The organism is Nonomuraea harbinensis (assembly GCF_019396385.1).
GTDB lineage: Bacteria > Actinomycetota > Actinomycetes > Streptosporangiales > Streptosporangiaceae > Nonomuraea > Nonomuraea ferruginea.
Window position 1 is genome coordinate 22,317 of the sequence record NZ_JAHKRN010000028.1, and the last position, 22,659, is coordinate 44,975.

Annotated in this window: 21 protein-coding genes and 1 tRNA gene; 15 read left to right on the forward strand and 7 right to left on the reverse strand. The window is 71.1% G+C overall.

Annotation, left to right across the window (positions count from 1 at the left end):
* Positions 1-26 precede the first annotated feature (26 nt).
* The 7 genes from gnd to KME79_RS26345 all read left to right on the forward strand — a co-directional run bounded on the left by gnd (position 27) and on the right by KME79_RS26345 (position 8,542).
* On the forward strand, positions 27-977 hold the full coding sequence (gene gnd, locus KME79_RS26315; protein ID WP_148035926.1) for a phosphogluconate dehydrogenase (NAD(+)-dependent, decarboxylating): 951 nt from the start codon (positions 27-29) through the stop codon (positions 975-977).
* A 62-nt stretch (positions 978-1,039) separates the two neighbouring features.
* Complete coding sequence (gene recF / locus KME79_RS26320; protein WP_148035925.1) at positions 1,040-2,272, forward strand: DNA replication/repair protein RecF; 1,233 nt, start codon at positions 1,040-1,042, stop codon at positions 2,270-2,272.
* A complete protein-coding gene (locus KME79_RS26325) occupies positions 2,262-2,762 on the forward strand; it encodes a DciA family protein (protein WP_261808987.1) in 501 nt (166 codons plus the stop codon). The genes recF and KME79_RS26325 overlap by 11 nt, the downstream gene beginning before the upstream one ends.
* 390 nt (positions 2,763-3,152) lie before the next feature.
* Positions 3,153-5,096, forward strand: a complete 1,944-nt coding sequence (gene gyrB, locus KME79_RS26330; RefSeq protein WP_219546775.1) for a DNA topoisomerase (ATP-hydrolyzing) subunit B — start codon at positions 3,153-3,155, stop codon at positions 5,094-5,096.
* Positions 5,097-5,132: 36 nt separating this feature from the next.
* On the forward strand, positions 5,133-7,634 hold the full coding sequence (gene gyrA, locus KME79_RS26335) for a DNA gyrase subunit A (protein WP_219546776.1): 2,502 nt from the start codon (positions 5,133-5,135) through the stop codon (positions 7,632-7,634).
* A 3-nt stretch (positions 7,635-7,637) separates the two neighbouring features.
* Positions 7,638-8,342: a DUF3566 domain-containing protein gene (locus KME79_RS26340; protein ID WP_148035922.1), complete on the forward strand. Its 705-nt coding sequence runs from the start codon at positions 7,638-7,640 to the stop codon at positions 8,340-8,342.
* A 126-nt stretch (positions 8,343-8,468) separates the two neighbouring features.
* Positions 8,469-8,542, forward strand: a tRNA-Ile gene (locus KME79_RS26345).
* Positions 8,543-8,748: 206 nt separating this feature from the next.
* Here KME79_RS26345 and KME79_RS26350 read toward each other — a convergent pair.
* A complete protein-coding gene (locus KME79_RS26350) occupies positions 8,749-9,144 on the reverse strand; it encodes a RidA family protein (protein WP_148037189.1) in 396 nt (131 codons plus the stop codon).
* A 111-nt stretch (positions 9,145-9,255) separates the two neighbouring features.
* Here KME79_RS26350 and KME79_RS26355 point away from each other — a divergent pair, with 111 nt between their 5' ends.
* The 3 genes from KME79_RS26355 to KME79_RS26365 all read left to right on the forward strand — a co-directional run bounded on the left by KME79_RS26355 (position 9,256) and on the right by KME79_RS26365 (position 12,152).
* Positions 9,256-10,230, forward strand: a complete 975-nt coding sequence (locus tag KME79_RS26355; protein WP_219546777.1) for a helix-turn-helix transcriptional regulator — start codon at positions 9,256-9,258, stop codon at positions 10,228-10,230.
* Between the two features lie 66 nt (positions 10,231-10,296).
* Positions 10,297-11,583, forward strand: coding sequence for an ABC transporter ATP-binding protein (locus KME79_RS26360; RefSeq protein ID WP_219546778.1), 1,287 nt, complete (start codon positions 10,297-10,299; stop codon positions 11,581-11,583).
* The gene (locus KME79_RS26365) at positions 11,580-12,152 is read left to right on the forward strand and encodes an ABC transporter permease (protein WP_219546779.1); all 573 of its coding nucleotides are present in this window, start codon (positions 11,580-11,582) and stop codon (positions 12,150-12,152) included. The genes KME79_RS26360 and KME79_RS26365 overlap by 4 nt, the downstream gene beginning before the upstream one ends.
* 9 nt (positions 12,153-12,161) lie before the next feature.
* Here the strand turns inward: KME79_RS26365 and KME79_RS26370 are convergent, their stop codons facing one another.
* Positions 12,162-12,701 carry a dihydrofolate reductase family protein gene (locus KME79_RS26370; RefSeq protein ID WP_219546780.1) on the reverse strand — a complete coding sequence of 180 codons (540 nt, stop codon included), beginning with the start codon at positions 12,699-12,701 and terminating at the stop codon, positions 12,162-12,164.
* A 385-nt stretch (positions 12,702-13,086) separates the two neighbouring features.
* Here KME79_RS26370 and KME79_RS26375 point away from each other — a divergent pair, with 385 nt between their 5' ends.
* Positions 13,087-14,175, forward strand: coding sequence for a hypothetical protein (locus KME79_RS26375; protein ID WP_219546781.1), 1,089 nt, complete (start codon positions 13,087-13,089; stop codon positions 14,173-14,175).
* A 40-nt stretch (positions 14,176-14,215) separates the two neighbouring features.
* Here the strand turns inward: KME79_RS26375 and KME79_RS26380 are convergent, their stop codons facing one another.
* On the reverse strand, positions 14,216-15,820 hold the full coding sequence (locus KME79_RS26380; protein ID WP_372452471.1) for an RICIN domain-containing protein: 1,605 nt from the start codon (positions 15,818-15,820) through the stop codon (positions 14,216-14,218).
* A 173-nt stretch (positions 15,821-15,993) separates the two neighbouring features.
* Here KME79_RS26380 and KME79_RS26385 point away from each other — a divergent pair, with 173 nt between their 5' ends.
* Genes KME79_RS26385 through KME79_RS26400 form a run of 4 tightly spaced genes read left to right on the forward strand, consistent with a single transcriptional unit; the run spans position 15,994 to position 19,221 of the window.
* A complete protein-coding gene (locus KME79_RS26385; RefSeq protein WP_219546782.1) occupies positions 15,994-16,863 on the forward strand; it encodes a fumarylacetoacetate hydrolase family protein in 870 nt (289 codons plus the stop codon).
* Between the two features lie 27 nt (positions 16,864-16,890).
* Positions 16,891-17,505 (forward strand): TetR/AcrR family transcriptional regulator, encoded by a 615-nt coding sequence (locus tag KME79_RS26390; RefSeq protein ID WP_219546783.1) that lies wholly within the window; start codon positions 16,891-16,893, stop codon positions 17,503-17,505.
* A complete protein-coding gene (locus tag KME79_RS26395; protein WP_219546784.1) occupies positions 17,498-18,499 on the forward strand; it encodes a glycoside hydrolase family 113 protein in 1,002 nt (333 codons plus the stop codon). Before KME79_RS26390 ends, KME79_RS26395 begins: the two co-directional genes overlap by 8 nt.
* Before the next feature lie 23 nt (positions 18,500-18,522).
* On the forward strand, positions 18,523-19,221 hold the full coding sequence (locus KME79_RS26400) for a CPBP family intramembrane glutamic endopeptidase (RefSeq protein WP_219546785.1): 699 nt from the start codon (positions 18,523-18,525) through the stop codon (positions 19,219-19,221).
* On the opposite strand, the gene KME79_RS26405 is transcribed toward KME79_RS26400, so the two are convergent.
* The 4 genes from KME79_RS26405 to KME79_RS26420 form a co-directional block, all read right to left on the reverse strand.
* Entirely contained in the window at positions 19,203-19,442 is a 240-nt protein-coding gene (locus tag KME79_RS26405) for a hypothetical protein (RefSeq protein WP_219546786.1), read from the reverse strand. The two genes, KME79_RS26400 and KME79_RS26405, sit on opposite strands and share 19 nt — an antisense overlap.
* Positions 19,443-19,489: 47 nt before the next feature.
* Positions 19,490-20,497 carry a methyltransferase gene (locus tag KME79_RS26410; RefSeq protein ID WP_219546787.1) on the reverse strand — a complete coding sequence of 336 codons (1,008 nt, stop codon included), beginning with the start codon at positions 20,495-20,497 and terminating at the stop codon, positions 19,490-19,492.
* 281 nt (positions 20,498-20,778) lie between these two features.
* Positions 20,779-21,966 (reverse strand): sensor histidine kinase, encoded by a 1,188-nt coding sequence (locus tag KME79_RS26415; protein ID WP_219546788.1) that lies wholly within the window; start codon positions 21,964-21,966, stop codon positions 20,779-20,781.
* Positions 21,963-22,619 carry a response regulator transcription factor gene (locus KME79_RS26420; RefSeq protein WP_219546789.1) on the reverse strand — a complete coding sequence of 219 codons (657 nt, stop codon included), beginning with the start codon at positions 22,617-22,619 and terminating at the stop codon, positions 21,963-21,965. Before KME79_RS26420 ends, KME79_RS26415 begins: the two co-directional genes overlap by 4 nt.
* Positions 22,620-22,659 lie beyond the last annotated feature (40 nt).

Here is a 22,659-nt window from a genome sequence, read left to right on the forward strand (position 1 = left end):
TCCGGACGAGGGGGTAGTGGGGCAACATGCAGATCGGCATGGTTGGACTCGGCAAGATGGGCGGCAACATGGCCGAGCGGTTGCGCCGCGGCGGTCACGACGTGGTCGGTTTCGACCGCGACCCCTCCCTCAGCGACGTGGCGAGCCTGAAGGAGCTGGTCAGTCGGCTGCAGACCCCCCGTACGGTCTGGGTGATGGTGCCGGCGGGCGCGCCCACCCAGCAGACGATCGACGACCTCGGCGAGCTGCTGTCAGCGGGCGACGTGGTCGTCGACGGCGGCAACTCCCACTATGTGGACGACCAGAAGCACGCCGCCGAGCTGGCCGGCAAGGGCGTCGGCTTCGTCGACTGCGGCGTGAGCGGCGGCGTCTGGGGTCTCGACAACGGCTACGCCCTCATGTGCGGCGGCGACCGGCCGCACGTCGAGCGCCTCATGCCGATCTTCGAGACGCTCAAGCCCGAGGGCGAGGACGGTTTCGTGCACGCCGGCGACGTGGGCGCCGGCCACTTCGCGAAGATGGTCCACAACGGCATCGAATACGGCATGATGCAGTCCTTCGCCGAGGGCTGGGAGCTGCTCGAGGCCTCCGACGTGGTCAAGGACGTGCGGGGCTGCTTCAGCAGTTGGCGCACCGGCACTGTGATCCGCTCCTGGCTGCTCGACCTCATGGTGCGGGCGCTCGATGACGACGAGCACCTGGAGGGCCTGCGCGGCTACGCGCAGGACTCCGGGGAGGGCCGGTGGACCGTGCAGGCCGCCGTCGACCACGAGGTGCCGCTGCCCGTGATCACCGCCGCGCTGTTCGCCAGGTTCGGCTCGCGGCAGGACGACCCTCCGGCGATGAAGGTGGTGGCCGCGCTGCGCAACCAGTTCGGCGGCCACGCGACCACCTCGGCCGAGGGCTCGACGGCGAAGGGCGCCGACGCGCCGGGCGCGGACGTGCCCCCGCTGCCCCGTGACGGCGAGCGGGAGTGAGTTTTCCACAGGCTGTGAGCCGGTGACCGCAGAGGTCGGCGCGGCCGACTAACCTTCGTGGGGTGCATGTCGCCCACCTGTCGCTGACCGATTTCCGGTCCTACACGTCCGTGGAGCTCGGCCTGGAGCCGGGCGTCACGGCCTTCGTGGGGCCCAACGGCCAGGGCAAGACCAACCTCGTCGAGGCGCTGGGCTACGTGGCGACCCATTCCAGCCACCGGGTGGCGAGCGACGCGCCGCTGGTGCGTCACGGCGCCTCGCGTGCGGTCGTCCGCTGCGCCGTCCACAGGGACGACCGGCGCGCCCTCGTGGAGCTGGAGATCAACCCCGGCAGGGCCAACCGCGCCCGGCTCAACCGCTCCCCCGTGTCCCGGGCGCGCGACGTGGTCGGGCTGCTGCGCACGGTCCTGTTCGCCCCCGAGGACCTCGCCATGGTCAAGGGCGACCCGTCCGAGCGCCGCCGCTTCCTCGACGACCTGCTGGTCTCCAGGACTCCGCGGTTCGCCGGCGTACGCGCCGACTACGACCGGGTGCTGAAGCAGCGCGGCGCGCTCCTGCGTACGGCCGCGCAGGCCCGCAGAGGCGCCAGGAGCGGACGGAAGGCCGAGAGTGAGGCCGGGTTCGCGGCGGCGGGCGCCGGCGACGTCCTGGGCACGCTGGAGGTGTGGGACGCCCATCTCGCGCGCCACGGCGCCGAGCTGTTGCGCGCCCGCCTTGAGCTGATCGAGTCGCTGCGCCCGCTGGTCGCCGGGGCCTACGCCGCGCTGGCCCCCACCAGCGCCCCCGCGACGCTGGCCTATCGCAGCACGTTGTCCACAGGCGACGACGCCTCTGAGGACGAAATCCCCGGTGAGAGGGGATCTTCCGATGCGCCGACGTTATCCACAGACCTGGGGAAAACTCTTGAGGAGCGGCTCAAGGAGCGGCTGCTGGAGGTCCGTCCCGCCGAGCTCGAACGCGGCGTGACGCTCGTCGGCCCCCACCGCGACGACCTGGTTCTCGGCCTCGGCGAGCTGCCCGCCAGGGGTTACGCCAGCCATGGCGAGTCCTGGTCGTTCGCGCTGGCCCTGCGGCTGGCCGCCTACGACCTGCTGCGGGCCGACGGCGGCGACCCGGTGCTGATCCTCGACGACGTGTTCGCCGAGCTCGACGCGCAGCGCAGGCGCCGTCTCGCCGAGATCGTCGCCCCGGCCGAGCAGGTCCTCATCACGGCGGCTGTGGACGACGACGTGCCGCCCGAGCTGTCCGGAGCCAGGTTCGAGGTCGCTGAAGGGAGCGTGCGACGTGTCCGCTGACCACGACGCCACGGCCAGGGGCGCCGCCCTGGCCAGGGAGAAGCTCGCCCAGGCCAAGGCCGACGCGGCCAAGCGGGGCCAGCTGCCGCGCAGCGAGCCCCGGCGCAGGGCGGCCGGTCCGCGCCGGGACGCCGGCGACCCGCTGCTGTTCGGCCGGGCCATCGCCGACCTCCTGGCGGCCCGGGGCTGGGAGCAGTCCGCGGCCGTGGGCGGCGTGTTCGGCCGGTGGGCCGACATCGTCGGTCCCGACCTGGCCGCCCACACCAAGCCCGAGTCGTTCGAAGACGGCGAGGTGCTGGTGGCGGCCGACTCGACGGCGTGGGCGACGCAGGTCAGGCTGCTGGCGCGCACCCTCGTCCGCCGCCTCAACGAGGAGCTCGGCGACAACACCGTGACGAAGGTGAAGGTCAGAGGCCCGATGAACGCCCCACGCCCCACGGGCGGATTGCGGGTGACCGGAAGCCGGGGTCCGGGCGACACCTACGGATAGCCGGTCCGCCGGCCGTCCACAGCAGGCCTTTCGTGCCGCCGCGGCCGGCCGTGTTCCAGCAGCGGGCGCTCGCGTGGCTCTGGGCAGGCTGTTGGGCGATCAGAGGGCTCCCAGACGCGCTGACCCCCCGATCGGGAGGGGGGATGCTGATCCGGGGGGAAAACGAGCCAGAGAGCATCACAGGCGCGTTCAATGCCACCTTCGGGCTCCAGACCCGGTAGAATGAAAGCGGATTCCGGACACGTCCGCTTGCGTGTCACCCCGGCAGGCAAGCCGACTCCCCTGGGTGACCGCGCATCGGGGCACTCACGACGGTGACGGGCACGGCAGGGGCAGCTTTTTCGCATTCGAGCGTCCCCGCCGCGTGTCCGCGGCAGGAGGATTACGCAGTTGTCCTACGACGCTAGCTCAATCACCGTACTCGAGGGGCTTGAGGCCGTACGCAAGCGCCCGGGTATGTATATCGGCTCGACCGGCGAGCGCGGCCTGCACCACCTCGTCCAGGAGATCGTCGACAACGCGGTCGACGAGGCGCTCGCGGGCTACGCCGACCGGATCGAGGTCACGCTGCTCTCCGACAACGGCGTGCGCGTGGTCGACAACGGCCGGGGCATCCCCACCGGCATACACCCCGTCGAGAAGCGCTCCGCGGTCGAGGTCGTGCTGACGACCCTGCACGCCGGCGGCAAGTTCGACAGCCAGGCCTACGCCGTCTCCGGCGGCCTCCACGGCGTCGGCTCGGCCGTCGTCAACGCGCTGTCCACGGCCATGGACGTCGAGATCAAGCAGAACGGCCACTACTGGCGCATCTCCTTCGACCACTCCAAGCCGACCGCTCCCCTGGCCAAGGGCGAGGAGACCGACGAGACCGGCACCAGCGTGACGTTCTGGCCCGACGCCAACATCTTCGAGACCACGACATGGAACTTCGAGACGCTCTCGCGCCGGTTCCAGGAGATGGCCTTCCTCAACAAGGGCCTCGCCATCGTCTTCACCGACGAGCGTCCCGACCACGTCAACGGCGAGCCGCACCGGGTCGAATACCTGTACGAGGGCGGCCTGGCCGACTTCGTCAAGCACCTCAACGACAAGAAGGAGCCGGCCCACGCGTCGATCATCTCCTTCGAGACCGAGGGCGACGGCATAGCGGTCGAGATCGCGATGCAGTGGAACAACTCCTACGCGGAGTCCGTCTACACCTTCGCCAACACGATCAACACCGCCGAGGGCGGCACCCACGAGGAGGGCTTCCGCGCCGCGCTGACGACCATCGTCAACCGCTACGCGCGCGAGCAGAAGTTCCTCAAGGAGGGCAAGGACGACAACCTGTCCGGCGAGGACGTCCGCGAGGGCCTCACCGCGATCATCTCGGTCAAGCTCTCCGACCCGCAGTTCGAGGGCCAGACCAAGACCAAGCTGGGCAACACCGAGGCCAAGTCGTTCGTCCAGAAGGCCTGCAACGACCACCTGCGCGACTGGTTCGAGCGCAACCCTGGCGAGGCCAAGGACATCATCAACAAGTGCCTGCAGGCCTCACGCGCCCGCATGGCCGCCCGCCAGGCCCGCGACCTGACGCGCCGCAAGTCCCTGCTGGAGTCCGGCAGCGGGCTGCCCGGCAAGCTGGCCGACTGCCAGTGGAACGACCCCGAGAAGTGCGAGCTGTTCATCGTCGAGGGCGACTCGGCCGGCGGCTCGGCCAAGGGCGGCCGCGACTCGCGCTTCCAGGCGATCCTCCCCATCCGCGGCAAGATCCTCAACGTGGAGAAGGCGCGGATCGACAAGGTCCTGAAGAACAACGAGGTCCAGGCGCTCATCACCGCACTCGGCACCGGCGTCCACGACGACTTCGACATCGCCAAGCTGCGCTACCACAAGGTCATCCTGATGGCCGACGCCGACGTCGACGGCCAGCACATCAACACCCTGCTGCTGACGCTGCTGTTCAGGTTCATGCGACCGCTCATCGAGGCCGGCCACGTCTACCTGTCCTGCCCGCCGCTCTACAAGATCAAGTGGGACCGCAAGGGCGAGGACGCCTCCTACGCCTACTCCGACTCCGAGCGCGACGCCGTCATCCAGGCGGGCATCGAGGCCGGCAAGCCCGACCCCCGCCCGCGCGACAACGTCCAGCGGTTCAAGGGTCTGGGCGAGATGAACGCCGCCCAGCTCTGGGAGACCACGATGAACCCGGAGACCCGGCTGCTGCGCCTGGTCACCCTTGACGACGCCGCCCAGGCCGACGACCTGTTCAGCGTGCTCATGGGCGAGGACGTGGAGGCGCGCCGCGACTTCATCATCCGCAACGCGCGCGATGTCCGCTTCCTCGACGTCTGAGCGGCGTAGCCGCATCTCGATAAAGGACCACAACCTGTGACGGAAGTGAACACCACTCCCCCAGCTGACCGCATCGAACCGGTGGACATCCAGTCCGAGATGCAGCGCAGCTACATGGACTACGCGATGTCCGTCATCGTGTCCAGGGCGCTGCCGGACGTGCGCGACGGACTGAAGCCGGTGCACCGCCGGGTGCTGTACGCGATGTACGACGGCGGCTACCGCCCCGACCGCGGCTACTTCAAGTGCGCCCGCGTCGTCGGTGACGTGATGGGCACCTACCACCCCCACGGCGACACCTCGATCTACGACGCGCTCGTCCGCCTCGCGCAGCACTGGTCGCTGCGCTACCCGCTGGTCGACGGGCAGGGCAACTTCGGCTCGCCGGGCAACGACCCGGCGGCGGCGATGCGCTACACCGAGTGCAAGCTCGCGCCCATCGCCATGGAGATGCTGCGCGACATCGACAAGGAGACCGTCGACTTCCGGCCCAACTACGACGGCAAGTCGCAGGAGCCCGACGTCCTCCCCGCGCGGTTCCCGCAGCTGCTGGTCAACGGCTCGGGCGGCATCGCGGTCGGCATGGCCACCAACATCCCGCCGCACAACCTGCGCGAGGTCGCCGCCGCGGTCAAATGGTGCCTGGAAAACCCCGAGGCCGACGACGAGGAGCTGCTCGAAGCAGCGATCAAGCTGGTCAAGGGGCCCGACTTCCCCACCCGCGCGCTGATCGTCGGCCGCCGCGGCATCGAGGACGCCTACCGCACCGGCCGCGGCTCGATCACCATGCGGGCCGTGGTCGAGGTCGAGGAAGACGGCAAGGGCCGCCAGGCGCTCGTCGTCACCGAGCTGCCCTACCAGGTCAACCCCGACAACCTCGCCCTCAAGATCGCCGAGCTGGTCCGCGAGGGCAGGCTGACCGGCATCGCCGACGTCCGCGACGAGAGCTCCTCCCGCGTCGGGCAGCGGCTGGTGATCGTGCTCAAGCGCGACGCGGTCGCCAAGGTCGTGCTCAACAACCTCTACAAGCACACCCAGCTGCAGGACACCTTCGGCGCCAACATGCTGGCGCTGGTGGACGGCGTGCCGCGCACGCTCCGCCTCGACCAGTTCGTCCGCCACTACGTGGCACACCAGATCGAGGTCATCGTCCGCCGTACGCGCTACCTGCTGCGCAAGGCGGAGGAGCGCGCCCACATCCTGCGCGCGCTGCTCAAGGCGCTCGACCGGCTCGACGAGGTCATCGCGCTCATCCGGGCGTCGGAGTCCGCCTCCCACGCCCAGCAGGGCCTGATGACGCTGCTGGAGATCGACGAGATCCAGGCGCAGGCCATCCTCGACATGCAGCTGCGCAAGCTCGCCGCCCTGGAGCGCCAGGCGATCCAGGACGAGTACGACCACCTCATGACACAGATCGCCGAGTACAACGCGATCCTGGCCAGCGAGGCCCGTCAGCGGGAGATCATCGGCGAGGAGCTGGGCGAGGTCGTCTCGCGTTACGGCGACGAACGCCGCACCGAGATCATCGCGCACGACGGCGACATGTCCATCGAGGACCTCATCGCCGAAGAGGACGTCGTCGTCACCATCACCCGCGGCGGCTACGCCAAGCGGACCAGGACCGACCTCTACCGCGCGCAGAAGCGCGGCGGCAAGGGTGTGCGCGGCGCGCAGCTGCGTCAGGACGACATCGTCGACCACTTCTTCGTCACGACGACCCACCACTGGCTGCTGTTCTTCACCAACAAGGGCCGCGTCTACCGGGTCAAGGCGTACGAACTGCCCGACGCGGGGCGCGACGCCCGCGGCATGCACCTGGCCAACCTCCTGGCCATGCAGCCGGACGAGACGGTCATGGAGGTCCTCTACCTGCGCGACTACGAGGTGGCCCCCTACCTCGTGCTCGCCACCCGCAGCGGCCTGGTGAAGAAGACCCGCCTGTCCGAGTACGACTCCCCCAGGTCCGGCGGCCTGATCGCGATCAACCTGCGCGACGACGACGAGGTCATCGGCGCCCGCCTGATCTCCGAGGAGGACGATCTGCTGCTCGTCTCCAGGGGCGCGCAGTCGATCCGGTTCACCGCCTCCGACGAGGCGCTGCGCCCGATGGGCCGCGCCACCAGCGGCGTCATCGGCATGCGTTTCCTCGAAGGTGACGAACTTCTGGCCATGAACCGGATCTCCGACGGGCAGGATGTGCTTATCGCCACAAAGGCTGGGTACGCGAAGCGGACACCCGTTGAGCAGTACCCGGTGCAAGGACGTGGCGGAAAGGGCGTGCTGACTGCAAAAATCGTGAGCTCTCGTGGCAAGCTGGTCGGAGCCGTCATGGTCAACCCGGAGGACGAGGTCTTCGCGATCACGTCCGCAGGCGGGGTGATCCGGACGAGTGCCGGTGAGATCAAGCAGTCCGGCCGGCAGACCATGGGAGTCCGATTGATGAACCTCGCCGAAGGCGACAGCGTGGTGGCCCTCGCCCGGAACGCCGAGTCGATGGAGACTTCGGTGGAGAGTGAAGCAGACGGGGGAGGAGAGTAATAGATGAGCGCCCAGGGTGGCGCCGCCAGGACCCAGGCGGCTCGGGACAACGGCCAGCAGCAGCCTGGCAAGGCCCCTGACAAGGAGCCTCGCCAGGCACAGGAGGAGGAAGGCAACCCGACGAAGCCGGCACTCAAGCCGGACGGACAGCAGCCCCGACCCCAGTCGGGCCCCGCCCCGTCAGCTCCCCCGCGGGCCCCGGCCCCGTCGGAGCGCGACGGCAACGACACCGCGCGCTCGCGCCCGTCACTCGCGACAGAGGCTCCCCCGCCGGCCGTCGAGCTCCCCGGCAAGAAGAAGAAGTCGTCCGGCGGCGGAGGCTCGCGCCTCCCCCGCAAGGCCCACCTGGTGCTGCGCCGCATCGAGCCGTGGTCGGCCATGAAGTTCAGCTTCGTGGTGTCCCTGGTCTGCTTCGTGGTGCTCTTCGTCGCGGTCGCCGTCCTGTACGGGGTGCTGTCGGCCCTGGGCGTGTTCGACTCGATCGTCGACCTGGTCAACCAGCTCAGCCAGGGCGAGCAGGGTGAAGGGTCGCTCCAGATCGACATCGCCTCCTGGTTCGAGCCGGTGCGCATCCTGGGCTACACGGCTCTCATCGGCGCCGTGAACGTCGTTCTCATCACCGCGCTCGCCACCCTCGGCGCGGTCATCTACAACGTCTCCAGCGACCTCGTGGGCGGCGTCGAGGTGACCTTCAGCGAGGCCGAGTAGTCCCGTCCCACGCACGCTCGCGCCGCCCTCGCGGCGGCGCGAGCAGCGTGCGGGAGGCGGTAAGCTTTTCCTCAGCCGAACCGGTTCGCCTCCGCGCGGCGGATGCGATACGGTTCCATGTGTTGCGGGGCTATAGCTCAGACGGTTAGAGCGCTTCCCTGATAAGGAAGAGGTCCCAGGTTCAAGTCCTGGTAGCCCCACCCAGTTAGAAGGCCCGCCGGATGATCCGGACGGGCCTTTGACAGTAATAGGCACGGCAACGGCCCCCACCTCACTCCCCGAAGAGCTGCCCTGAGAGCAGACGGGAAGATCGGGCCGACCTCGCGCATGCGTGGTTACCTCGGGTTCTGTGAAGAAGACGATGCGTGCCGCCTCCGGCAGCCCTGCCGGAGGCGGCGGGGGCGCGTCACGCTACGGCGGTTCCCTCAAGTTCGACCATCAGGGTGGGGATCGCCAGACGTGTCACCCCGAGCATCGTGGTGGACGGCGCCACCCCGGCGGCGCCCAACCGTGAGGCCAGCACGCCGTAGTGCTCGAAGAGGCGGTCGACGTCGGTGGTGTAGACGTTGAGCCTGACGAGGTTCGCCAGGGACATGCCGGCCTCGCCGAGCACCGCCTCCAGGTTGTCGAGGCTCAGCGCCAGCTGCGCCGCCATGTCATCGGCGTGCTGCGGCTTGCCCTCGCCGCTCATCGCGGTCTGTCCTGAGCAGTACAGGGTCCGGGTGTGTCCGGAGACGACCTCGCCCTGGTTGTAGCCCAGCTCCGTCGACCACGCCCACGGGTTGACCGCCGTTCGTTCCATTGCCACATCAGCTCCGTTCGAATGGGTTGCCACCGTCTTTCCGGTCGCGTCGATGAGCCTCGCAAACAAACCACGACATCCCCTGTCATGTATTCCGGTAGCGTTTTTCGTATGCGTGCCGACCGGCTGGTCTCGCTGGTGCTGCTGCTGCGGCAGCACGGCAGGCTGTCCGCGACCGCGCTGGCGCGTGAGCTGGAGGTGTCCACCCGGACCGTGCTGCGCGACATCGAGGCGCTGTCCGCGGCCGGCGTCCCGGTGTACGCCGAACGCGGCCGGCACGGCGGGTTCGCGTTGTTGCCCGGTTTCCGGACCGAGCTCACCGGGCTGAACCCCGACGAGGCCCTCGCCCTGCTGGTCGCCGGGTCGCGGCGCGGCGCGCAGGCGTTCGGGCTCGGGTCGGCGCTCGCCTCGGCGATGCTCAAGGTGGTCGACGCGCTGCCCGAGAGCTATCGGGACACCGCGGCCGGAGCGGCCGAGCGGTTGCTCATCGACCCGGAGACCGACCTCCTCTCACGCCGGCTGGTCGCCGAGGAGGTGCCCGACGCCGTCGCGGCCGAGGTCCTGCGCGCGGTGTTCGCCGGGCACAAAGTGCGCATCCACTACGCGGCCGCGGACCAGGCGCCGGAGTGGCGCACGGTGGACCCGATCGGCCTGGTCACCGTACGAGATCGGGGCTACCTGCTGGCCACGAGGTCCGGCGCGGACCGCACCTACCGCCTGTCCCGCATCCTGGCCGCCCAGGAACTCGCCGAACCCGCACAGCGACCGGACCGGGTCGATCTGGACCTGGCCTGGCAGGAACGGAGCACGCGGTTCCGGGCCGGCGGCGACCAGGTCACCGTGGTGGTACGACTTGACCCTGCGCGTCGAGAGGACCTGGTGGGCACCGCGCTGGCCGTCCTCGCCGAGGAAACCGACCCGGACGGCCGGCTGCGACTGGAGGTGACCTTCCAGGACCGGAGACACGCCGAATGGGCGCTGTGGCAGCTCAGCACGAACGCTGAAGCCCTGGCCCCGCAGTGGTTGCGCGACTCCCTGCGCGCCCGCGCCACCGCGGTCGCCACCCGCTACGCAGTGTCATCATGAGCTTTCGGCGCCTCGCCGACGAAAGTCCCACCCAGGCACCGAGGACCGAGAGCATGGGAGAGGCGTATGACGACCGGCCAGGCCACGTTCCCCGCCAGGGCGGGGGCCGCGGCGGGAGTCGGGTTGCGCGGGGTAGGCCACACCTACGGCAACGGCCACACCGTGCTGCGCGACCTGGAGCTCGACATCCTCCCCGGCGAGATCGTCGCCATCCTGGGGCCTTCGGGCTGCGGCAAGTCCACCCTGCTCCGCCTCGTGGCCGGGCTGGAGGCGCCCGCGGACGGCGAGATCACGGTCGACGGACGTCCGGTCCGCGGGGTTGACGCCCGATGCGCGGTGGTCTTCCAGGAGCCCCGGCTGCTGCCCTGGCGCGACCTCGCCGGCAACGTCGCCCTCGGCCTGCCCAGAGGCGTCGGCAGGGAGAGCGGCGCGCGCATCGTACGGCACTGGCTCGACGTCGTCGGCCTCGACGGCTTCCCCCAGCACCGGCCCCGCCAGGTGTCCGGCGGCATGGCCCAGCGCGCGGCCCTCGCCAGGGCGCTGGCCAGGGAGCCCGGCGTGCTGCTGCTCGACGAGCCGTTCGCCGCGCTGGACGCCCTCACCCGGCTGCGCATGCAGGACCTCCTGGCCGACGTGCAGCGCGGCGCCGGAACCACCGTCCTGCTCGTCACCCACGACGTGGACGAGGCGTTGCACCTGGCCGACCGGGTGGTCCTGCTCGGCGCCGAACCGGAGCGCCCGGGCGCCACGATCGCGACCGTGCTCGACGTCCCCCACCGCCGGCCCCGCGACCGCGCCCCCCCGAACTCGCAGCCCTCCGCGCCGACCTGCTGGAGCGGCTCGGCGTGCCCCGCCCCACCCCCGCCGAGGAGCCCACTCCGTGATCCACCGCCGTTCCCTGCTCACCGCCGCCCTGCTCGTCCCTTTGGTCACCGCCTGCGTGGCGGAGAGCCAGGTGGACTCGGGCACGAAGCTGATCTACCGGAACGCGTCCTTCAACTCCTACGGCTTCCTCAACGCCCGCGGGGAGTCCCTCACCGAGCATCCGGACCTCGTCCAGAAAGTGCTCGACGCGTACGAGAGAGCCCGCGCGTGGATCGTCGAGCACCCCGACGACGCGGTCCGGCTGCTGGCCACGGAGGCCAAGCTCGCCCCGAGGTTGCCCGCGTGGTGCTCAAGGAGCGGACCGAGGTCGAGATCAGCCCGGTCCCGGGTCCCGACCAGCGCGCGGTGCTGGAACGCATCCTGCCGACGCTGGTACGGGAGAGCCAGGTGCGCTCCGAGCAGGAGGCGAAGACGGCGCTCGACTCCCTGTTCGCTCCGGAGTTCGCCGAGAAGGCCGGGGCCTCGTGACGACACCCGGCCGGTGGGTGCGCCCGTGGAGCTTCGCCGCGGGCCTGGTGGTGCCGCTGGCGGCGCTCGCCGCCTGGCAGGTCGCCACCGGCGCCGGCTGGTTCACCGCGAGCCAGTTGCCTCCGCCCGCGGCGGTCCTCGCGGCGGTGGGCGAGCTGATCCGGCGCGGCGAGCTGTGGCAGCACGTCGCGATCAGCGGTCAGCGCGTGCTGCTGGGCTTCGCCGGGGGAGCGTCGGCGGGGCTGGTGCTCGGCGCGCTCGTCGGACTGTACGCGCCGGTCCGCACCCTGCTCGCCCCCAGCATCGCCGCGCTGCGCGCGGTGCCGTCGCTGGCGTGGGTGCCGCTGCTGGTGCTCTGGCTCGGCATAGCGGAGGGCCCGAAGATCGTCCTGGTCGCGGCCGAGCTGATCGCCTCGTCCATGGGCCTGGGATTCCTGCTGATCGACAGCCAGAACACCGGCCGCACGGACATCCTGCTGCTGTCGATCCTGCTCCTGGCGCTCCTCGGCAAGGCCGCCGACATGCTGCTCGGGCTGGCCGTGAGAGCCGCGCCCTTCGACCCGCGCTGAGGCCCTTCGTCACAGGACCCGGAACCAGAGGTTGGTCGCCTGGGGGACCTGCGTCACGCTGAGACGTTCGAGCTTGACGTTCGTGCCGCCCGGGTGGTCGAAGAGGCGGACGCCGTCGCCGAGCATGACCGGGGCGACGCAGACCAGGACCTCGTCGAGCGCGCCCGCCGCCAGGCACTGGCGGGCCACGTCGGCGCCGATGACGTTGACGTACTTGCCGCCCGCCGCGGCCTTCGACGCGGTGATCGCGGTGTCTAGGTCGGTGACGAAGGTGACGCCCGGCACCGGATCGGCCGGGGGGTTGTGGGTGAGCACGAACTGGGGCCCGCTCCACCCTCCGCCGAACGCCTCGCCTTCGTGCTCGGTGTCCTTGTACGGGTCGTCGCCGCCGAAGGAGCGGTTGCCCACGAGGAGGGAGCCGACCTGGGGGAGCAGGTCGTCCACGGTCGGGTTGGGTCCGAGGTGCTCGGCCAGCCAGGACATGTCGCCGCCCGGCCCGGCGATGAAGCCGTCGAGCGACATGGAGACCGAGTAGAGCATTTTCGCCATGGGTTCCTCCCGCGATCGGACCTTACCTCGGTTAAGACCACGCACGGCGGCGGAAGTCATCGTGGTTCCGGCAGTACGCTCTTCTTGACGAGCGCTGCGGGGGCCGCGACGGGACGAGTCCGGAGGCTTGATCGCGCATGCCGTCCATCCCCGTGTACGAGCTGATCGACGAGGCCCAGCGCTGTCCCTCGCCCCTGGCCGGGGAGCGCAAGCTGCCCATCCTGGTGTTCACCGGCGACGCGCTGCCGACCGGCACGGCCGTGGAGACGGCGGAGTGCTTCAAGCTGCGGGTACCGTACGCGGAGGTCAACGCGGACGAGACCGACGTCGCGACGATCGTCGACCGGCTCGCGGGGGAACCGCGGCCGGGGAGCCGAAGGATCCCGTGGGCGTCCGCGGCACCCTGCGGCGGTCGCTGTCCCAGCGCCGGAAGAAGGACGCGTTCAAGTACCGCGCGTGGCGGGCGGCGATCCACCGGGCGGAGCCGAGCCCGTACCTCGTGATCAGGTTGACGGAGGCCGGCGCGTCGCGCAGCGACGACCCCGCCCGGCTGCTTCTCGCTCGTCCGCTCGCCTTCTGGGCGGTGGTGCTGGCGCTGCTCGTCGTGCCCGTCATGGCCACCGTGACGGCCACCGCGGGCTGCGGCGCCGAGCTGCGCGAGGTGGACGGGCAGTGCGTGGGCCTGGGCGCGCTCGGCAAGATGGCGCCGCACCCGCTCGTCGCGCCGGTGGCGCGACGGATAGAGGAGCAGAACGCGGCGATCCCGCTCGGTCACAAGGTGTTCACCATCGCCTATCTGGGCCCGCTGACGACACAGCCGGGCGCGCAGTTCAAGGACGGCCAGATGACGGCGGTGGCCGGCGAACTGGCCGGGATCGGGGCGTACGACCGGCGGTCGGCGTTCCTGTTCCGGCTGGCCGTCGTGAACAGCTTGCAGATGAAGGCCACGGTCCACTGGCTGGAAACCCTCGGGCTCGCCGAGGGGGTGGGCAGGAAGCCCAAGGTGGCCGTCGTCTGGCAGCGGCAGGACGGCGAGCTCTACAGCCAGGATCTGAAAGACCTGTTCCTGGCGGAGAGCATGTCCTTCGTGTCGCTGACCGACGTCCGCGACACCTCGCTCACCAACCAGAGCCAGCAGACCCTGTGGCGGTGGATAGCGGAGTCCGGCGTCGGTGTCTCCTTCGCGCACGCCGCGTTCGGCTTCGACGCGGCCCAGGCCGTGGCGATCGCGTTCAGCGCCTACCGCACGCAGAGCGAGGCCGACGACATCCTCAGCGGCGTCCACTACAACCTGCGCGGTCAGGCGTTCGACGGCGCGACCGGCAAGGTTTCCTTCTCCGAGCACGCCACCGACCACGACGCCCAGGGCCGGGAGGTGTGGCTCATGACCGTCGAGTCGGGCCGGCCGATCCAGGCGACGTGGGTCTGCCGGCCCACCGCGACGGCGGCCGAGTGCGCGTCGCCGTCCGAGTGATCCGGCCGGGCGGGCCCGGCCGGATCACGGTCTGTTCCGGTCAGCAGCGGTTGATGCGGGAGTTCACCAGGTTGATGTTGCGGATGACGATGTTGGTGCCGCACGGGTTCTCGTTGATCGCCGAGTTCGTCAGCGTCAGGTTCTGCAGCGTGATGTCGGAGGTCACGGGGAACTCGGAGCGGGCCGCGATGCGGATGTCGGAGCCGTTCACGGTGCCGCTCTGGGCGGCGATCGTGACGTTGTAGCAGTTCTCGATGAGGATCGAGTTGCTGCCGGTCTGGGCGATGTCCACCCGGTCGATCACCGCGCCGCCGCTCTCCGACACGCAGAAGACGCCGCGGCCGCCGCCCCGGGCCTTGACGGTGCCGACGCGGATGTTGGTCGGGTACGAGCTGCCGATGCGGCCGTTGCGGTTGGCCATCCGGAAGGCCGCGTAGCCGGTGCCGGTGCCCGCGCCCTCGGCGTCGACGGTGCCGATGCTCGCATTGATCGTGTCGTTGAGCAGCAGGCCGGACTCGCCGGTGTTCCGCGCGGTGACGGTGCCGATCGTGATGCCGTCGACGCCGTACGTCTCGACGCCGTGACTGCCGCCGCCGGAGGCGTACACGCTGTCGATGCGGACGTTCCTGGTGCGGACGTTCCTGTTGGCGTGGTTGTCGATGCGCACGCCCAGCCCGGCCGAGCCGAGCCGCAGGTCGAGCTGGCCGAGGGTGATGTTGGTGCCGTTGCGGACGAACACCGCGAAGTACGGGTTGCCGGTCACGGCGAGCCGGGTGACCTCGACGTCGGTGACGTTCTGGGCGCGCACGGCGGCGTTGTTGGCGCTGATCGTGCCGGTCACGTTGATCGTGCCGCACACTTCGAGGACGGTGTAGCTGGGCAGGTCGAGCGACTGGTTGGCGTTCATGCTGCCGGAGCCGCGGACGACCACCTTCTGCTTGGACGTGCGGCCGGAGGTGAGGCTGCCGACGGCGCGGCGCATGGCCTCGATCATGCTGCTGCCGGTGTAGAGGGTGCTGCCGCCGTTCCTGGCCGTCCAGGTGCTGCCGCTGAGCACGGCCTCGGCGTTGAACGAGCCGCCGCCGCAGTCGGCGGAACCGCTGCCCATCTTGACGAGTTGCCACTGCTGGTTGGCGCCGTTCAGGTCGTCCCACTGGGAGATGCGGGCGCCGTCGGCGGTGGACCACTCCCAGGCTTCGAGGGCTTTGCCGCTGTGGCGGTTGATCAGGCGGACGTGGCCGCCGTCGGAGTCGGCCAGCCGGAACTGCTGGTTCCAGCCGTTGGTGTCGGCCCATTGGACGATCTGGGCGCCGCCGTCGGCGTTCCATTCGTAGACGTCCAGGACCTTGCCGCTGTGGCGGGACTTGAGCCGGTAGTAGCCGTCGCCGGAGCTGACGAACTGCCACTGCTGCTGGTTGCCGTCGTTGCGGGCCCACTGGACGATCGGGGCGCCGTCGTTCGTGGCGAACTCGTACAGGTCGAGCGCCTTGCCGCTGTGCCGGTTCACGAGGACGTACCAGGCGTTCGTGTCGACCGTCGCCGCGCTCGCGGGCGGCGGTTGCGCGACGAGGGCGCCTGCCAGCGCCATGACCAGGGCGGCCAGGACGGTGAGCAGGCACCGCCAGGCTTGGGCAACGGATCTCACTGTCTGCTCCCATCGGAGAAGGAAAGCGCTTTCCCTCAGGACTAGATCAGCGAGTACGCACCGCTTCGTCAAGTGCGGCGAACCCGGCAGAACGCCTGCCTGCCGAAACCCGTTGAAACTTTCATCGGATGTCTTAGGCTGGTCCTCCCCGACATTCCGGCAGAAGGGCGCGCATGCACCTCGTCAGGTCCGCTCAATCGCCCCGCTGGGTGGTCCGCGCCGAGGACGGCGACCGGGCGCTGCCCGCCGGGTTCTCCCTCAGCGACGCGCTGTCCGCCGACCTCGCCCACTTCCGCGACCAGCTCGCCCGCGCCGCCGAGCCGGTCGACCCGGTCACCCCCGCCGCCCCGGTCGACGCCGGCACCGAGGTGTGGGCGGCCGGCGTCACCTATCGCCGCTCCCGCGAGGCCCGGGTCGAGGAGAGCACCGAACCCGACATCTACCAGCGGGTCTACGACGCCGAGCGGCCCGAGCTGTTCTTCAAGTCAGTGGGCTGGCGGGTGCGCGGCGACGGCGAGACGATCGGCGTGCGCGAGGACTCCACCTGGGACGTCCCCGAGCCCGAGCTGGCCGTGGTGGTCACCGCGAGCGGCGAGATCGCCGGCTACACCGTCTGCGACGACGTCAGCAGCCGCTCCATCGAGGGCGACAACCCGCTCTACCTGCCCCAGGCCAAGATGTACGCGGGAGCGACCGCGCTCGGCCCCGGCATCCGCCCCGCCTGGGAGGTGCCCGACCCGTACGCCCTGGCCATGTCCGTGACCATCACCCGCGACGGCCGCGTCGCCTGGTCCGACCGGGCGAGCACCGGCCAGCTCCACCGCCGCCTCGACGAGCTGGTGAGCTACCTGTTCAGGGCCGAGCGCCACCCCCGGGGCGTGGTGCTGTCGACCGGCACCTGCATGGTCCCCGGGTCGGACTTCACGCTGCTGCCCGGTGACCGGGTGGAGATCGTCATCGAGAGCGTCGGCACGCTCGCCAACGAGGTGCGGCCCGCGGGGGAGATCGGCTACGGAGATGTGTCCAGTCCGCCCGGTCCATAATCAGGCCGATCGGCCTACTATTGGGCCATGCGGACGAAGAAACCCAGGAGTGGTTCGTTCACCGAGGCCGCGCGGCGGGCCCAGATCATCGAGGCCGCCATCCGCACCGTCAACGAGATCGGCTACGCGCGCGCCTCGCTCGCCGAGATAGCCCGCCGGGCGGGCACGTCCAAGAGCGTGCTCTCGTACCACTTCGACGGCAAGGAAGAGCTGCTCGAACAGGTCGTCGGGCACGTCTTCGAAGACGCCGGCCGGCGGGTCGCCGACGCCGTCGACGCCGAGCGGACCGCCGCCGCCAAGCTGGCCGCCTACGTCCGCGCCGAGCTCGCGTACCTGAGAGAGCACCGCGAGCCCATGCTGGCCGCCAGCGAAATCCTCATCTCCCACCGCGACGAGCACGGGGTGCCGCTCTACCTGCGAGGCGGTGACGAGGCGATCGCGCTGCTGGAGTCGATCATCGAGCAGGGCCGCCACGCGGGCGAGTTCGCCGACACCGACGTGCGGGTGGCGGCGATCACCGTGAGCCACGCGGTCGACGGCGCGCTCACCCGCGTCCAGAGCCATCCGGAGACCGATCTGGTGGCGTACGAGAAGGAGCTGGTCCGGTTGGTGCTGCGCGCGCTGGGGGCGTCCGATGCGTGACTTCACCTGGAAGGGCGTCGGCTACGACGCCGGCGTCGACTACGCGGCGGACTTCCTGTCACGGCCCGTCTGGCGCCCCGACGACGTGCGGCGCGACCTGCGCGCCATCCGCGAGGACCTCGGCGCCAACGCCGTGCTCATCATGGCCACCGACCTCGACCGGCTGGCCGAGGCGGGCGCGATGGCCCGCGAGCTCGGGCTGGAGGTGTGGCTGCAGCCCCGCCTCTTCGAGGCGCGGCCCGACGCCGTGGTCGCCAACCTCGCCGAGGCTGCGGGCCGGGCCGAGGACCTGCGGGCGGCGTACGGAGGAGTGTCGCTCAACGTCGGCTGCGAGCTGACGCTGACGGCGTCGGGGCTCATGCCGGGGCCGAACTTCGCCGTCCGCGGCATGTTGCTGCCGTGGCTGGCGCCGATCCTGCCGCTGGCCAACCTGCGCTTACGGCGGCTGCTCGGGGAACTGGCACGGGTCGCGCGCGAGCGGTTCTCGGGCCGGATCAGCTACGGCGCGGGCGACTGGGAGCGCCCCGACTGGTCGATCTTCGACGTGGTGGGGCTGGACCTCTACCGGACGGCGGCCAACGCCTGGCGGTTCGCCGGCGACGTGCGGGCGCGCGTGGCGCGGGGCAAGCCGGTGATCGTGTTCGAGTTCGGCTGCTGCGCCTATCCGGGGGCGGCGGAGAACTCCTCGCAGGCGTACGGGGTGCTGCGGTGGCGCGGCGGTGAAGGGCGGGTGCCCGCCCGGCTGAAACGGGACGAGTCGGTGCAGGCGCGCTACCTGGAAGAGCTGTTCGACATCTTCGCGGAGGCGGGTGTGGACGGAGTGTTCGTCTGGGCGTTCAGCGAGCCGGTGCTCACCCGCTCCGACGAGCCGGGTCGCGATCTGGACCTCGCCGGCTACGGCCTCGTCGCCGTCGAGCCTGGCGACGGCCCCGAGCGATGGACCCCCAAGCAGGCCTTCCACACCGTCGCCGCCCGCTACGGAGCAACCTCGTGAGGGGCGATGCGGTGAAGGGCGATGTGGCGAAGGTCAGTGTCGTGGGGGCCGTGTGGCGGATCGGCGTGGCGCTCGCCGTGCCGACGGCGGCGTTCCTGCTCGGCCGGGACGCCGGGCTCTGGGGGGCCGCCGCAGCGGTGACCTGGGTGACCGCCGCCGTCGCCGCGCTGGCCTGGCTGGCGGATCGGCGACGGCTCGCCGACCTGGGGCTGACCGGCCTGCCGCTGCTCGTGGCCGGGGCGCTCGCGTGGCTGCTGCCGGCCGCCGCCGCGCTCGCCGTCGCGGCGGCGTGCGGGGTCCCGGCGGTCGCCACCGCGCCGGTCGCCACCGCCCTGGTGGCCGCGGTGCTGTTCGGGTTCGCCGAGGAGCTGGTCTTCCGCGGGTACGTGATCACCGTGCTCGCCGATCGGGTACGCGGCTGGGCGGTCATCCTCGGGCAGGCGGCGCTCTACACCGGGTTCGGCCTGGCCCTGGGGAACGGGGAGCCGTGGCTGATGTTCGGGCTGGGCGTCGGACTCGGCTACCTGCGCATGATCACCGGGAGCGTGTGGGCGGGTGCCGGCTTCCACGCGGCCTTCCTCACGATGACGCAGGTGTTCCCCGCCCACCCGTGGGCCGTGGTCGTGCTCGGGGCGGTGCCGTGCGCCGCCGGGATCGTGCTCATGGAGCGGCTGATGCGCTCGCGCCTCCTGGCCAGGACGCGTCAGCCGGCCGGGCGGTGATGCTCGGCGAGCAGGCGGCCGTTGTAGCGGACCTGGGCTCGCTCGTACGGGCAGAGCGGGCGGGTCACGAAGGACTGGGCGAGGGTGTCGGCGTCCTGGCGGCCGATGCCCCAGCCTATGGTGTGCCACCGTGCGGCCTCACCCGTGGTGTCCAGGACCGTGATCTCGAAGAGCTCGGCCGGTGTGCATCTGGTGTGGTCGTGTCCGGATGTCACCTTCATGGCCAGGATCGTGCTCCGCGGGCGCGGCGGGTAAACCGGACCGGGGCTCAACCAGCGGTTGCCGCCACGACGTCGAAGAAGCCCTCACCGGTGACGCCGGTCAGCCGCAGACCGGCCCGCTCGAACAACCCGGCGAACTCGCTCACCGTGCGCTGCCTGGCGCCGCCCGCGATGACCAGCATCTCCAGGTCGATCAGGGTCGAGGCGGTCGGCTCGCGCGGCGGGTCCGGGATGACGGCCTCGCAGAGCAGCACGCGACCGCCGTCGTTCATCGCCCGCCGGCAGCTCGACAGGATCCGGACGGCGTCGTCGTCGCCCCAGTCGTGGACGACGTTGGACAGCAGGTAGGCGTCGCCGCCGGGCGGCACCGACGTGAAGAAGTCGCCGCCCACCAGCTCGCACCGGTCGGCCACGCCCGCCTCCACGAGCGGCCCGCCCGCTCCCTCGATGACGTGCGGCAGGTCGAACAGCACGCCGCGCCCCGCCGGATGCGCCGACAGGATGGCCGCGAGCATCGCGCCGTGGCCTCCGCCCACGTCGACGACGGTCCCGTACCGGGTGAAGTCGTGGCCGCGCACCGCCGGCCACACGAACGCGGCGGACACTGACGTCATCGCGTCGTTCAGCACCTCGCCGTGGTCGGGATGGTCGCGGAAGTGGTCGAAGGCCGGGCCGAAGACGCGCTCGAACGCCGACTCGCCGGTCCGCACGCTGTCGGCGAAACCCGACCAGGCCCGCCGGTGCCACGACGAGCCGAGCATCACGGCGAACCCGCGCTGCGACTCCGGGTGGTCGCGGCGCAGCCGTTCGCCCGTCTCGGTCAGCTCGAAGGCGCGGCCGTCGAGCTCGCGGAGCACGCCCAGGTCGGCGAGCGCCCGCAGCAGCCGGTAGAGCGCGCCGGGGTGGGCGCCCACGGCCCGCGCCAGCTGATCGGCGTCGCGTGCGCCACCGGCCAGCGCGTCGGCCACCCCGAGCTCGGCCGCGGCGCAGACCGCCGACGCCACCCAGGCGCCGTCGATGTAGCCCAGCAGCCGCTGGGCCGGGTCGGGTGGCATGGAACCCTCCTGCTGGATCGGTTGCCGCGCCGTCATTGTCCATCGGCTCGCCGGGGTTCGCCGTACGCGCGAGGACGCGTGTCGTGACGTACGGCAGGGGCGAGTGAGCAGAAACCGGGCAGAAAGTGGTCTGGTGAACGGCGGGCCGTGACCGCCATCGTGTCCGGTACCCGCACCCTCACGCGGGACGGCCGTCCGGGGGTGGACGGCCGGGTGCGGCGGGGTCCGCCGGGCGCGGGGACTCGCTCGACGGACCCGCCGCGCCGGTCCCGGGAAGATGATCACGAAACGGCGCGGGGGAGCGTGGCCGTCATCACCAGGCCGCCGCCCTCCCGGGGATGGGCCGTCACGTCGCCGCCGTGGGCGCGGGCCACCGACCGGACGATCGACAGGCCCAGGCCCGCGCTCTTGCCCGTGACGGTGCGCTCGCCGTTGAGCCGGCGGAACGGCTTGAACAGCTCCGGCACGTCGTACGGCGGCACGACAGGGCCCGTGTTGGTGACCGTCACCGTGACCCGCCCGCCGGTGGCCGTCCGGCTGGCGATCCGGACCCAGCCGGTGCCGTCGCGCAGGTTGTGCCGGACGCCGTTCTCGACGAGGTTCGTCACCAGCCGTTCGAGCAGCAGCGCGTCACCGGTCGTGGGGGCGGGGAACGCTTCCTCGTACACGGTGACCTTCTCCTGCGCCGCCTCGGGGGCGGTCTGGGCGACCACGTGCGCCACGACGTCGGCGAGGTCGACCGGCGACCGGTCGGTCACCTCGTGCTCGGTCCGCGCGAGCAGCAGCAGCCCGGAGATGAGCCGCTCGTGCCGGACGTTGATCTCCAGCAGGCTCTCCCCGAGCCGCTTGACGTCGGCGGAGGCGGAGCGGCGGTGCATGGCCAGCTCGACCAGGGCGCGGTTGAGCGTCAGCGGGGTGCGCAGCTCGTGCGAGGCGTTGGCGACGAACCTGCGCTGCCCGTCGAAGGACCGGTCGAGCCGCGCCACCATGGCGTCGAAGGTGTCGGCCAGCTCCTTGACCTCGTCGATCGGCCCGTCCAGGTCGATCCGCTCGCGCAGGCCGCGGTCGGCGTCGGGGGCGGCGGCGATGCGGCGCGCGGTCGCGGTCACCTTGTGCAGCGGGGCCAGCACCCGCCCGGCCACCACCCAGCCCAGCGCCGTCGCCACGAAGGCGACCACCACCACCGCGATCACCCCCTGGGTCAGCAGGGAGGTGGTGGCGGCGGCCCGCAGGGCGGCCTCCTGCTCCGCCATCAGCCGCAACGACTCCTCCGGGCTGAGCGGCACCCCGTTGTGGATGAGGGAGAAGAACTTGTGCCGGTCCCCGCCCGGGTCGCCGTACTTCTCGTCGAACATCCGTACCAGCTCCTGGTTGAACAGCAGGTACGTGACACCGACGAGCACCAGGCCGGCCAGCAGGAACAGCGCGCCGTACACGACCGTGAGCCGCAGGCGCAGCGACAGCCTCATGGGATGCGGTAGCCCGCGCCGGTCACGGTCAGCACCACCGGCGGGTCGCCCAGCTTGCGCCGCAGCTTGAGCACGGTCAGCCGGACCACGCCGGTGAACGGGTCCGCGTTCTCGTCCCACGCCTTCTCCAGGAGCTGCTCGGAGGAGATCACGGCGCCGCCGGCCCGCAGCAGCTCGGCGAGCACGGCGAACTCCTTGTTCGACAGCGGCACGTACCGCCCGTTCCGGTACACCTCGCGCCGGGCCGGGTCGAGCGTGATCCCCGCGCGGCGCAGCACCGGCGGCAGGGCCGGCCGGGCGCGCCGGCCGAGTGCCTGCACCCGGGCCGACAGCTCGGCGAAGGCGAACGGCTTGGCCAGGTAGTCGTCGGCCCCCAGGGACAGCCCGGCCACCCGGTCGCCGATCTCGCCCGCCGCGGTGAGCATCAGCACCCGCGCCGTCGACTCCGAGTCCACCAGCTCCCTGCACACGTCGTCGCCGTGCACCCGCGGCAGGTCCCGGTCCAGGATGACCACGTCGTAGTCGTTGACCGCGAGCCGTTCCAGCGCGGCCTCGCCGTCGCCGGCGGTGTCCACGGCGTGCGTCTCGTCGCGCAGCCACTCGGCTATCGCGTCGGCCAGGATCCGCTCGTCCTCCACTACCAGCACTCGCATGCCGGGAATCGTGGCGGATCGGCTGTTTACTCCCCGTTAG

Coding starts and splice junctions, on each gene's coding strand:
- gnd (WP_148035926.1), top strand. CDS start 27: ATGCAGATCGGCATGGTTGGACTCGGCAAGATGGGCGGCAACATGGCC.
- KME79_RS26340 (WP_148035922.1), top strand. CDS start 7,638: ATGAGCGCCCAGGGTGGCGCCGCCAGGACCCAGGCGGCTCGGGACAAC.
- KME79_RS26350 (WP_148037189.1), bottom strand. CDS start 9,144: ATGGAACGAACGGCGGTCAACCCGTGGGCGTGGTCGACGGAGCTGGGC.
- KME79_RS26355 (WP_219546777.1), top strand. CDS start 9,256: ATGCGTGCCGACCGGCTGGTCTCGCTGGTGCTGCTGCTGCGGCAGCAC.
- KME79_RS26360 (WP_219546778.1), top strand. CDS start 10,297: ATGACGACCGGCCAGGCCACGTTCCCCGCCAGGGCGGGGGCCGCGGCG.
- KME79_RS26370 (WP_219546780.1), bottom strand. CDS start 12,701: ATGGCGAAAATGCTCTACTCGGTCTCCATGTCGCTCGACGGCTTCATC.
- KME79_RS26385 (WP_219546782.1), top strand. CDS start 15,994: ATGCACCTCGTCAGGTCCGCTCAATCGCCCCGCTGGGTGGTCCGCGCC.
- KME79_RS26390 (WP_219546783.1), top strand. CDS start 16,891: ATGCGGACGAAGAAACCCAGGAGTGGTTCGTTCACCGAGGCCGCGCGG.
- KME79_RS26395 (WP_219546784.1), top strand. CDS start 17,498: ATGCGTGACTTCACCTGGAAGGGCGTCGGCTACGACGCCGGCGTCGAC.
- KME79_RS26405 (WP_219546786.1), bottom strand. CDS start 19,442: ATGAAGGTGACATCCGGACACGACCACACCAGATGCACACCGGCCGAG.
- KME79_RS26410 (WP_219546787.1), bottom strand. CDS start 20,497: ATGCCACCCGACCCGGCCCAGCGGCTGCTGGGCTACATCGACGGCGCC.
- KME79_RS26415 (WP_219546788.1), bottom strand. CDS start 21,966: ATGAGGCTGTCGCTGCGCCTGCGGCTCACGGTCGTGTACGGCGCGCTG.
- KME79_RS26420 (WP_219546789.1), bottom strand. CDS start 22,619: ATGCGAGTGCTGGTAGTGGAGGACGAGCGGATCCTGGCCGACGCGATA.